Raw genomic sequence first — 12,296 nt, 5'->3', positions numbered from 1 at the left:
GTCAGAAACGGACTTCTCGTCAGGCTCCGGAGTGCACATAGGCCGCCCACAGGCTGGGCACGTCGCGGAAGGCATCGCGGCACTCACGGACGGCGTGGTGCAGAGCGGCGGCGCTTCGTTCCGCATCGAGGCCCGGCAGCTCCGGCGGCCGTCCGCTGCGCAGGAAGCGATAGAGGCTGGCGGTCACCCTCACCGCCACCGCGTCGTGCACCTGCCAGAGCGTTCCGACAACGTGCGGATAGCCGGCCACCTGGAACGCCGAGGTGATGTGCACGAATTCGTCCGCCAGGCGTTCGGTACCCCTTGCGGTCACACAGGCCGACAGCACCGCGAGACGTGCCTTGGGCAGGTCCAGTCGGGAGACCCGGTGGACCGTCAGCGGCTGCCGCTGGTGGTCGTGGACCAAGAGTTGGGCGTGCGACGGATCGTCCGGATCACTCACTCCGTGGCAGGCGAAGTGAACGTAGGAGTACTGGGGAAGCTCCTGCAGGATCCGGGGCGTCGTCGCGTCCGCGCCGGTGATCAGGTCGAACGGCAGGAGCTTCGCGAGCTTGGCCGCCTCCCGCCGGGCACCGTGCAGCGGGCGGGCTCCGGCGGTGTCGGGCTGCGTCACCGCCAGCAGGCGGCCCGGCGGCGACGGATCAGCCGCCCTTGCCCGGGCGTAGGCCAGCGCCCGAACAGTCGGCGAGTAGGAAGAGATCACCCGGTCGACGACGGCGCGGCGTCCGTCATGGTGGCCGGCCGCGTGCAGCGGCAGCGCGGCGAGCGCGCCGCCCGGGGACCACCACATCCGGGGCCAGTCATCCCCCGGCGGCTCGTCCAGCAGCCCGAGCCGGGCGAGGACCGGCTCGGCAACGTGGTCCCACGCCCACGCCAGCACGGCCCGGACGGCCTGCTGTGCGTGCTGTTCCCCGGTCGGATCGGTGGCCGCCGCGAGGGCGCTGTCCAGCCGCGCCACCTGACGTTCCACCTCCGCAGGACCGGCCTCCGGCAGCGGCACCACCAGCACACCCTCCGGTCGCAGCACCAACGCGTCGCTGCGGTACGGACTGCAGTACGCGAGCACCACCGGTCCCCGATCGGCACACGCCAGCAGGCTGGAGAGGGCCGGCGCTGCCAGGAAGTCGGCAAAGCCGGGCAACGCCCGGATCTGCGTGACGAGCCGTTCCCACTCGACCGCCAGCCGATGCCGGTAGTCGGTCGAGGGTGTCCGCTCCTCTACGTCGAGTGCCTCGACCTCGTCCCGCAGCCGGAGGAAGCGCTCGGCCAGTTCCGGATGCATGGCGAGTAGTCGCTGCCACTCCCCGCGCGGTGCGATCGCCTGCCAGAGCAGTACGCCCCGACCCTGCTCAAGCAGCAGAACGGCGAGCGCCGGGTCGCCCGCGTTGACGGCGCACGCCGCGGCGTCGGCGGCCAGCCCCTGAACCTGGGCGAGGCCGTGTTCCCGGTCACCGCGCCCCGACCGCTGGGTGATGCCGAACGGGAGCAGGTCCACCGCAAGCCGGTACGCCCGCGTCGCCTCCGCCCAGCGCCGTCCGTCCGCGGCGGCCGCGCCCCAGTGGCGGGCCGCCCGGATCCGCCGGACGGCCGGGACGGCCTCTGTCTCCGCGACCTGTCGGTAGGCGTCCCCGGCCGCCCGCAGCACGCCCGGGTCACCGGTGACGCCGTACAGGCTCCTCAGAATTCGCGCGTAGGTCCACAGGTGTTCCGCGTCCGCCGCCTCCCCCTCGGAGGGCGCCCAGACCGCCCGGCCGGCCGTGGTGACCGCCTGCTCCAGCAAGGCCAGATCCTCGGTGGCCTGCGCCTTGGCCTCCAGCATCGTGCTGAGATTGTGCAGCACCCGGGGAAGTCCCGGATCGCCGTACGGCAAGGCGTCGACGGCCCGGGTCAGCAACCGGATCGCCTCGTCGAGGTCGGCCTGGCCAGCGGGGTCCTCGCGACGACTGCCCAGGGCGTTGGCGAGATGGTTCATCCTCTCGCTCCAGCCCGGGCTGGACTCCGGGGTTCGGGTCAGCACCAGTCTGGCGACCCTGACAGCCTCGGTCGCCGCCCATTCCTCTCCGGTGCGGTCGTACCACGTCTGGAGGATCACTCCCAGGCTGTCCAGATGGGGGGTGGACTCCCCCGCGGTCTCGAAGAGTCCGACCGATCTCCGAGCCAGCTCGGCGGCTTCGCGCAGCGAGGCGAGGTCACCGGTCTGGTGATAGCGCTCGCGCAGCGCGAGCGCCAGGTTCGAGATGCACCAGGGCCGCTCGGGCAGACAGCCGGCTACCGCCTCCCGCAGCACCTCGACGGCCTCGTCCAACAGCCCCACGTTGCCGGCCCGCTGACCCAGCCGGTGCAGGACATTGCCCAGACTGTTCAGCCTGTCCACCCGGACCGGGCTGGACGGCCGGGTGTGCCGGGCGGCCTCGCGTAACAGACCCGCGGCCTCCCGCAGCATCTCCGTGCCGCCACCGTGTTCTTCGGCCAGGCGCAGCGCCACGCCCAGCCGGGCCAGCGCCCTCAGCCGAGCCGGATGGTCCACCCGCTCCGAGGCCTCCGCCAACGCGGTCCTGGTGACCCGGAGCAGTTCTTCGAAATCCGACTCTCCGGGTGCGGCACCGCTCCACGTGATCAGTACCCGCCCGAGGTGGTTCAGGACGGCCGCACGGTGGCGCGCGCCGGGCGGGCAGTCCGCCACCGCCGCGCGCAACAGCACGAGCGCCTCGTTCAGCGGATCGAGGTCGCCCGTCGATTGGAAGGAACACTCGCAGGCGAGAGCGAGTTCGGCCATCGCCCGTGGTCGTACCGGATCACCGGGCCCCGCATGGCTCAGCGATCCGCGCCCCGCGTGCACCGCCTCCGCCAGGTCGTGCGCGTCCCCTCCCTCCTCGTACCGTTGACGGAACGCCGTGCTGAGCATCATCAGCGCAAACGCCCGGTTCCGGCTCCGCTTCAGAGGGACCTCCAGCGCCCGCCGCAAAGCCCTGATCGCACCATCAAGGTCCTCGCGTCGACGCCCGCCGTCGAAACGGTCGCTCAACGCGACCCCGAGGAAGATCGCGTCCTGCTCCGCTTCCGCACCGGGCCGCGCCTCGGTACACAAGATGATCAATTCGTCCCGGTCGCGGTCGTCGCCGAAGGACAACCATCTGGTCCACAGGCACGCCCGAAGATTCGCACCCGCGAGCTGGGCCTTCCGTTTGCCCGACGCCTCCCGTAGCTCCGTCCGGTAGCCCTCGATCGCCCGGTCCAGATCGCTCCGGTCGCCCGTGAGTCGGGACCACTCCATCAGTACGAAGGCCATCACCGTCCGGTCCGACGGTGTGACTCCGTCCCCGTGCGACATGGCTGGCTCCCGCGTCCCTCGGTGATTGTTCACCATATCCAACAGGCCTGCACGGCTTGGCCGTTATTCTGATCCGCGTGGAGGTGGACGACGTGACGGAACCCACGCCCGGTCACGAACGACTGGGTGAGCTCTGCCGCAGGATGATGGCTGCTCCACCCGGACCGACTCCAGACGCGCGCCTGCGCCGACTGGTGGAACACGTGCTCGCCGAGGTGCGCAGCGGTCGGCCGCCCGGGGAGCTGGAGGACTTCTTCGACGAGGTGGAGGAACTCCTCCTGGCCACCGGTCACAGCGCCGGGCTCGGCTCCTACCGCACCGCACCCGGCTCCTACCAGCAGCTTCCGGGTGCCGGCCGCGGGCACTCGGCCCTTCATGTGCTCGCCTGCCCGCTCGGCCGGTGCGCCCGGGTCGAGGCGCCGACCTCCGACTACGCGCGGCCGAGCAACCGGGAACGCCAGGACCGGCCGCACTGTCTCGTCTTCGATCAGCCGCTGCGCAAGATCACGTTGCGACCATGACCGCCTTCCTCAGCACCATCGGGGATCGACTCGCCGAGCGCTGGATCTCGCTCCTGGCGATCCCCGGTCTGATCTACCTGACGGCACTCACCGCGGCCCTCACACTCGGCCACCAGCACTGGCACGACATCGGTCGCCTGCGCGCCCGGCTCGACGCCCTTGCGGTCGACCCCGGCACTCACAGCCCGGGGGCCATCGCGGTCTCCGCCGTCGCCGTCCTGGCCGGTGCCGCCGCCATCGGAGCCTTTGTTCAAGCCGTAGGCACGTGGATCGAAACCGTCTGGGTCGCGGGCTCACACAACCTCGTAACCCGCCGTCTGACGGCCCGCCGCCGTCGCCGCTGGCTGGCTGCAGACAGCGCCTACCGCACCGCCTTGGTGGCCGCCGGGCGGGCCACGATCGCGGAGGCCGACGACGCCGGCCGCCTCACCGAGGAAGCCGAGCTCCGCTACGCGGCCCGCGAGCGCATCTCCCTTGTCCTGCCCCATCAGCCGTTCTGGACGGGTGACCGCATCACCGCTCCCGAACACCGCGTCCGGCGCGCCTACCAACTCGACCTTGCGGCTGCCTGGCCTCACCTCTGGCTCCTCGCGTCCGACGGTGCCCGAGCCGAACTCACGTCGGCCCGAAGCTCGTTGATGTCGGCCGCCCGACTGGAAGCCTGGTCCGCCGCCTACCTCCTGCTCGGTGCCCTGTGGTGGCCCGCCGCCGTCGTCGGCCTGCTCACCGCCGCGACCGCAGCCACCCGGGTCCGCGCCGCCGCCGCGTCCTTCGCGGACCTCACCGAAGCGCTCACCGATCTGTACGGCAAGGACCTGGCCTCGGCCCTAGGCATCCCGTGCGAAGGTCCTCTCACCCGAGAGCTCGGCGAGGCGATGACACGCGCCCTGACCAAGGATCCCGGCTGAGGGCGGGACACACGGTCGACGACGACAGTGGCGGCACTGAGTCTGGCCATCCGGCCAGGCCGCACTGGGCCGGAGCGCCGACGGCGGCGGCGAGGGTCCACCGATCCTGCCGGCGGAGCAGCCTTTCCCACTGCCGCGCACGGGTCGGCACGTTGTCAGCGTACGCCGTCAGGACGTCGACATCGGTTCCCACCTCCTCGCGCCAGTACCGGTGGAACGAACCGGCCAGGTGGGGGAGCCCGAATTCCAGGTCACGGTGGCGACTTTTTATGGTTTGTCCAGAATGGGGAAGATCGATGAGACGAACCAGTTCCTGCCGCCGGGGTGGTTCGGGTCGGACACCATGCGTACCTCGACCCTGGTACCGGCCGTGATCTCCTTCACCGACCGATCGGCCTGGCTGACGTAGATCGTGCCGAGCGAGGTGACGTTCTGTCCGTTCACCGTGAGGTCCTTGAGTGTGGTCTTGAACTTGCCCTTGGCGCGCCCCGAGCTGCGGAATGTCGCCAACCACCCGCTGTTCTGCTGGACGGCCTTCCGCAACGCGGCCTCGGCGGTGGCCAGGTCGGTGAAGACGCCGTTGCTGCCGTCGGCGATCGCCTTGAGTCTCGCGTCGGCGACGGTGATGCCCAGCGGGCCGTTCGGGCCCGGGACTCCGAAGGCGACGTGGTCACTGATGGTATGGGCGTCCGCGAGGGTGAGCTCGTCCTTGAGGAGGTCGTAGCAGTTGTGGGCGAGGATCTCGGAGCCGTTGTCCTGCCGCCCCTGGACGTAGAAGGTGTGCGGGCCGTCGACGGTGAGGTCGTAGACCTTCTCGGGCGCGATCGCGGGACGGTCGTCGAGGCCGGTGACCGGGTGCCGGGCGCCGTCCTGGCCGATGAGGATGTCGCCGATGCGAAGGGTGGAGACCTCACGCCAGCCGGTGTTGTCGACGTAGAGGAGGTGTCCGGCCGTGCTGGTGACCCGTCCGACCTGTTCGACGTCCAGGTCGATCAGGCGGTCGGTGTCGTGGTCGAGGGTGTCCGTGACGGTCTGGGGACCGGTGATGCCGGTGGTGGGGTCGGTGCTCAGTATCCGGTCGCCGACCTTGAGGCTCTCGATCGGACGGCTGCTGCCGTCGGCCATGACCACGGAGGTGCCGGCGGGGAAGCTGTTGGTGTTGCACATGGTCCGGACGTCCGCCGAGACCTGGGCCTCGATCTCCAGTTGCCGCATCAGGGTGCGGTCAATGGTGGCGTTGGCGCGGATGGCGAACAGCGCTTCCTCGGTGCCGACGCCGCTCACGAGGGTGAGGCGGAAAACGGCAACCTTGTCGGCCAGCGCATTGAGGCCGTCGACGAGGGCCTGGCTGTATCCGTTGAGGGTCGTCTGGAGGGCGAGCCTGGCCTCGTCGACACCGATGCCCGAGATGATGGCGAACCGGTAGGAGACGACGCCCTTGGCGGCCTTGGTCAGGGTGCCGATGGGCAGGATCGTCGCCACGGCCAGACCGCAGGCCTTGTTGAGGCCCGGGTTGTTGAAGCACTTGACGAAGTCGCCGGTGAGCATGTGCCAGAGGAGCCGACCTGCGAGTACCTGCGGGTCGTAGTTCTGCTTGTAGTCCTGGTAGGTCATCTCGACCTTGGTCTCGTACGGGACGCCGTTCAGCTGCTCGGTGCCGAGGAGCATGGTGTCCCACGTCTGGTACCGGCCCTTGCAGGCCTCGATGGTGAGGCCGGATTCGGGGCAGGTGCGCAGGAGGTAGTCGACCGTACCGGAGACCCTGGCGGTGACCTTGACCTTGCAGACCGTCTTCCCGGCGGCGTTCTCGTACCAGGTGTGGTTGCTGCCGAAGAGGGACTTGATCGCGCCGTACGTCGTGGCCGGGTCGTCGGTGATGCACTTGGACATGTCCTGCTTGACATTGCTCGGCCTCAGGTCGTCCCGGGGCACTCGTTCGACGTAGTACGTCCGGCCGGTGGGATCGGAACCGGTACCGTCGTCGCCGCCCTCGACACCCGAGGTCTCGGCGGGTACCTGGGCCGCGACGTCCTCCTCCTCCTGCTTCTTCCAGAAGGCGATCTTGGCGTCGTCGGCCGCCTTCTGCGCCTCCTCCGAGCTCTTCTGCGCGGCGACGGCCGAGGCGTGCGCCTGGTCGGCGGCGGTCTTGGCGTCCGCCGCGTACTGGTGGGCCTGGGAGGCGTAGTCGGTGGCTACGGCGACGGAGGCGCCGGCGCGGCCGGCGGCCTCGGTGGCGGAGGCCGCGGAGGTCCGCGCCTGCTGGGCGGAGGCGGCGGCCTGGGCGGCGGAGGCCTGGGCCTGCCGGGCGGCCTGGGCGGCCTTCGCGGCCCAGTCGGTGGCCTGGGCGGCGCTGGTGCGGGCCTGGGCCGCGTAGTTCGCCGCCTCGGCGGCCGCGCCGCGGGCGGTGGCGTAGGACTGGTTGGCCTCCAGCGCGTACCGGCGGGCGACGGCGGCCTGGCCGTCGATGGTGGCGAGGTACGACTGGACGGTCGCCACGTGCGCGGCGGTCGTCGCGTCGCGTTCCTGCGCCCGGGACCAGCCGCTCTGCAGGAACGGTTCCAGCCGGTCGGCCGGGCCGGACAGCACGGCCTGGGCGGCCGCCCTCACCTCGGGCCCGCCGGTGGTCAGGGCCTGGGTGACCTGGACGCGGTTGTCGTCCTCCCGCGCCCGGTACTGACCGGCCTCCAGGAACGCCCGGACATCGGCGATGGTGCCGTCCAAGGCCTTCCCGGCAGCGTCCTTCACGCCGGGCCCGCCCGCCGCCATGATCTGCGACACCAGCACCCGGTCGTCGTCGTCCTTGCCGGGGTACTGGCCGGTGGCGAGGAACGTCCGTACGTCCTCCACGGTGCCGACGGAGGCGGCCTCCGCCGCGAGGCGCTTCTCCAGCTTGCCCGGGCTCCGGGCGATGGCCATCACGCTGGTGCGGTCGTCACGCTCGCGGGCGAGCGTCAGAGCGGTGCCGAGGAAGACGCGGACGGCGGCGTCGTCTCCCTCCAGAGCGGTCCGGGCGGCGGCCTTGGTCCACGGGCCGCCCGCGTCGAGGAGCCGAATGGCGGCCTGGCGACCCTTGAGCACGGCGACCTCGGGGTCGACGCCCGGGGCGGTCGCGTCCTTGACGAGCTGTTCGGTGTCGGCGGCGAGCCGGGTGGCCCTGCCCGCCTCCCACGCCGCCGTCCTGGCCCTGAGGTCGGCCGCGCGGCCGGCTTCCTCGGCGGCGGCCGTCTCGGTGGCCTGCTGGGCGTCCAGACGCTCCTGGTCGACGGCACGGGCGATGTCGGCGACCTTGTGGGCCTGCGCGGCGGAGTTCGCCGCGGAGTCCGCGGTTGCCCCCGCCGCCGTGGCGGCGGTCTGGGCGGTGGTCGCCCACCTGGACGCGTCGCCGGCATGCGCCGCCGCCTCCCCTGCCGCCGCTGCCGCCGCTTCGGCGTGCGCGGCGGCGGCGTTGGCGGCGCGCTGCGCCTCGGCGGCGGCCGAGGCTGCCTCCCCGGCGATCCTGACGGTGGCGGCGGCGGCGCGCTTGGCCTCGGCAGCGGCGCTCTTCGCCCGGGCGGCGGCTTGTCGAGCCCGGTAGACCGCGGTGTCCGCCACCCCCGAGTAGTCCGCCGCCTCGGCGGCCGCCGAGGCGGCGAGGACAGCGTTGGCGCCGGCCGAATCGGCGGACCGGGCGGCGGCTCCGGCCTGGGACGCGGCGAGGCCGGCCCACTGGCTCGCCTCGGCGGCGGTGCGGGCGTTGACGGCGGCCTCGCGGGCGGTGACGGCGGCGGCGCGGGCGAGGTCGGCCTTGCCCGCGTCACCGGCGGCAGCGGCGGCAGCGGCCAGGGCGCGGGAGGCGGCGTCGCCGGCCTTCGTCGCGGCCGAGGCGGCGGCGGCCGCGGCGCTCGCGGCCTGGCGGGCCGCCTCATTGGCGGCCTTCGCGGCGGAGGACGCGATCTGGGCGGCGTTCGCGGCCCGACCGGCGGCATCGGCGGCGCGTCCGGCCGCGTTGGAGGCGGCTCCGGCCTGCCCTTGCGCCTGTTTGGTCTCGGCCGCGGCCCGTTCGGCGGCGGCCTTGGCGAGGGCGGTGGCGTCGAGGGCGCGTCCTGCGGCGTCCCTGGCGGTCCGGGCCTGCCGTCCCGCCTGGGTGGAGGCGTTCCTGGTGAGGTCGGCGAGCTGGGCGACCGTCAGGGTCTCCTGGTCGTGGGCGGCGGCCGTCTGGTAGCCGTACTGGAGGAACTGCCGGACGTCCTCCGTCCCTCCGTCGAGCGCGGCGCCCGCGGCCCTGCGCACCTCGGGGCCGCCGGTGGCCATCAGCTGCGAGAGACGGATGCGGTCGTCGTCGTCCTGCGCCTTGAACTGTCCCTCGGACAAGAAGGCGTTGACGTCGTCCGTCGTGCCGTCGAGCGCCCTGCCCGCGGCCTCCCGGACAGCCGGCCCGCCGTCGGCCATGATCCGCGACAGTTCGATCCGCTGGTCGTCGTCGAAGGCCTTCTGGACGCCGGTGGCGAGGAAGCTCTGCAGCGCGCTCGCCGGGCCGTCCAACGCGGTCGTCCCGGCTTCGCGGACACCGGGGCCCGACGCCGCCACCAGCTCCTCGATCCCCGCCCGCAGGTCCTGCTCGGCCGCGCCGGCCTGACCGGTGGCCAGGAACCTCCTGAGATCGTCGGCGGAACCGGTCAGCGCGCTCTCCGCCGCCTGCCGTACGGCCGGCCCGCCGGACAGCCGCGCGGCGACGGTCCGCACCCGGTCCGGGTCCGGCCCGGTCGCGGGCGTGGTGTCGGCCGCCGTCGCCGGGACGGTGAGCAGCCCGGCGAGCAGCCCGCCGATGACGAGCCCGGCGGCTGTGCGCGCCGGTCGAACCCGGGGAATCGATGACACCCTCATCGAACGTCGCCGTCCTGTTCTGTGCTCGGGCACCGGAGTGCCGCCGCACCGCCACCGGCGGGCCGGTGACGGTGGGCGCGGGTGCGGACAGGGGTTGGTGCGTGATCGCGGTGGTGCGGATCGCTGTCGTGCGGATCGCGGTGGTGCGGATCGCTGTCGTGCAGATCCCGGTGGTGCGGATCCCGGTGGTGCGGTGCGGGCCGGGCCGGCGGAGGTGCTACAGGCCGCCGGCGACGGCCGTGCCTGTGTGGTCGCCGGGAAGGCCGGTCAGGTTCACGGGCTCGGCGGACACCGACCAGGTGGAGCCGGCGTAGCGGCTCGTGAGCAGGACGCGGTTGTCGGTGGTGGTGATGGCTGCGTAGGCCTTCCCCTGGACGGTGCCGGCACTGATCGACCTGGCGCGGGCCTGGCCGAACCCGCCGTCCAGGATCCGGAACGGCTGCCAGGTGCCGTTGGTGGAACGGATGGTATGGAACTGGGCGCCGGTGTCGGTGACGACGAGGAGGTTCATACCGTCGTTCTGTGCTGCCAGGGCGAGGGCGGTGACCGGGCCGGCGGAGCCCGTCTGGCCCTCGACGGAACTCCACCTCCCCCAGACCCCGTTCTGGTCGAGGCTGGTGGTGTGGACCTGGCCGCCGGCACTGACGGCGACGTGGGTGGTGGTCCCGGCGACGGCCACAGCGACAGCGGTGACGTTGCCGAGGACGCCGGTGGAGGGGAACACCGGGGAGAATCCCTCCCACCACCCGCCCCCGGAGGTGTGGTACAGGCTCTGGTGGAGGAGCCCCCCGGCCAGGACGACGACCTGGAGGTCGTCGCCGACGGCGGCGACGGCGATCTGGGTGACTCCGGTGAGGACCCCGGCGGCCCGGTCGACGTCGCTGAAGGCGCTCCAGCTGCCGTCGAGCCGGTGGACGGCGTGGCGAAGGCGGCCGTCCCCGCCGAGGGCGACGATGTGCGTGTCCCCGTGGATGTCCGCGGCGCCCATGGTCCGGACGCCGCCGATGTCGCCGGCCCGGGCCTGGACGTCCTCGTACGGTGTCCAGGAGCCGTTGTTCAGGCGGGTGGCGTGGAACAGGCCGTTGCCGTTCCTGACCAGGGTCTGGAGCTTCCAGCCCGGTGCGGTCGCCCGGAGCTGCTGCACCCAGCCGGCGACGTCGTCGACCCGGGTGGCGGTCACGCCGGTGCGGGTCTCACTCGGGGGAACGCCGACGCAGCCGGCCTGCCAGGAGGCGGTGGCGATGGCGAAGAGCTCGTAGCCGTCCTCATTGTCGCGGATCAACGGGGCGCCGGCGTCGCCCAGGCAGAGGGGGGCGGTGGCGCCTCCGGTCGTCGGCAGGGTGTCGACGGTGCCGCTGCCGACGGCGGTGACCGTGTGCCAGCTCTCGTGGGCCTTGGACGGCACCCAGTCGGTGGCGGACCGGCCCAGGCCGACGTAGGCCACGCGCCCGCCGGTTGTCGGCGCGGCCGTCCCCACGTAGAGGGGTACGGTCGTCGGGATCGGGAAGGCCAGGTGGACCATCATGAGGTCGCGCTCGCCGTGGGGGACGAGCCGGTCCGCTGCGACGTTGTGGCGGGACGTGAGGACGCGGGTCGTGCTCGTCGGCGCGGTCACTCCGGCGAAGCAGCCGGCGGAGGTGAGGACCCAGGACGGGTCGACGATGCTGCCAGTGCACGACCGCGCGCCGAAGCCGGGCTGGCCGATCGTGACTCTGGCGATGGCGGCGGGCTCCGGCTCGGCGGGGACCGTCGGTCCGGCCGAGGCGTTGAGTTCCAGCAGGGTGGTGCTGCTGCCCCCGGGGATACCCTCGCCGACCGGGGTCCAGGTGTTCTTGGGCACCCCGATGTAGACGGGGTTGCCGTCAGTGGTGAAGGTCGCGGTGACCGAGTGGTCGGCGTCACCCTTGATGGAGTAGACCTTGGGAAGCTCCAGTTGGAGGCGCCCGGTGGCGCCCGTGATCCTGAAGCAGGTCTCACTGGGCTGCGCGGCCCGGCTGAACAGGCGCAGCAGGTTCGAGCCGGACGCGCAGTCGACGAGCTGGATGTGGCCGTCGCCCGATCCGACGGTGATGTGCCGGTCCGCGAGGATGCTCGCGGCACCCGGGTGGATGTAGTTCTCCACAAGGGCGGGCGCGCCGGTCCCCGCAGCCGGGGCGGGTGTCGCCGCCGTGACGAGGCCGGTCGCCAGTAAGGGAATTGCCAGCGTCGCGCCGATGAATGGGGAGAGTCTTCGGGCGGCATGCATCAGAACTCCCGGAAAAGGGGCCTCCCGGGAGACGTCGAGCGACCCCCGAGCTGCTGACCGATGAAGAGGTATTACGGGGCGGACGATAGGGCTCGTGAAATTTCGCCGTCAAACAGGATGACCCTCATTCCGCCAGAATTCCGAGGGAACGTCACACCTGCAACGGGCGAAGGCGCGCGTCGCGGATGACCCGTCGGAACATGCGGACACCACGGGTGGATCCGGCACGACGCATGCCGGAGTGCCGCCAGGGACAGAGCGCCACACGGCGCTCTCACCCCACCCGAACCAGCACCTCGGAACCGGAGAGGAAAGTTCACCGATGTGCGGGACGGGTGTGTCGGCAACTGGTTCGTGGGGGCCCGGCTGCGCCGGATGATCCCGCTCCCTCCCACGCCTCCTGACGCCCGCCCGGCCACCCGGGTCCG

5 protein-coding genes are annotated in these 12,296 nt (G+C 72.2%); 2 read left to right on the top strand and 3 right to left on the bottom strand.

Annotated elements, in window-relative coordinates; all coding sequences use genetic code 11:
- Positions 1-19: 19 nt before the first annotated feature.
- Positions 20-3,289, bottom strand: a complete 3,270-nt coding sequence (locus ACF1AK_RS18615; protein ID WP_391499858.1) for a CHAT domain-containing protein — start codon at positions 3,287-3,289, stop codon at positions 20-22.
- 119 nt (positions 3,290-3,408) lie between these two features.
- Here ACF1AK_RS18615 and ACF1AK_RS18610 point away from each other — a divergent pair, with 119 nt between their 5' ends.
- Together ACF1AK_RS18610 and ACF1AK_RS18605 are read left to right on the top strand one after the other, a co-directional pair.
- Positions 3,409-3,852: a hypothetical protein gene (locus ACF1AK_RS18610; protein WP_391499857.1), complete on the top strand. Its 444-nt coding sequence runs from the start codon at positions 3,409-3,411 to the stop codon at positions 3,850-3,852.
- The gene (locus ACF1AK_RS18605) at positions 3,849-4,760 is read left to right on the top strand and encodes a hypothetical protein (protein WP_391499856.1); all 912 of its coding nucleotides are present in this window, start codon (positions 3,849-3,851) and stop codon (positions 4,758-4,760) included. The genes ACF1AK_RS18610 and ACF1AK_RS18605 overlap by 4 nt, the downstream gene beginning before the upstream one ends.
- A 267-nt stretch (positions 4,761-5,027) precedes the next feature.
- Here the strand turns inward: ACF1AK_RS18605 and ACF1AK_RS18600 are convergent, their stop codons facing one another.
- Entirely contained in the window at positions 5,028-9,617 is a 4,590-nt protein-coding gene (locus ACF1AK_RS18600; protein WP_391499855.1) for a polymorphic toxin-type HINT domain-containing protein, read from the bottom strand.
- Positions 9,618-9,840: 223 nt separating this feature from the next.
- Positions 9,841-11,745, bottom strand: a complete 1,905-nt coding sequence (locus ACF1AK_RS18595) for a trypsin-like serine protease (protein WP_391499854.1) — start codon at positions 11,743-11,745, stop codon at positions 9,841-9,843.
- Positions 11,746-12,296: the final 551 nt, after the last annotated feature.

Origin of the sequence: Kitasatospora sp. NPDC015120 (assembly GCF_043080305.1) — a bacterium.
Lineage (GTDB): Bacteria > Actinomycetota > Actinomycetes > Streptomycetales > Streptomycetaceae > Kitasatospora.
This window is presented reverse-complemented; position numbering and strand designations above follow the sequence as displayed.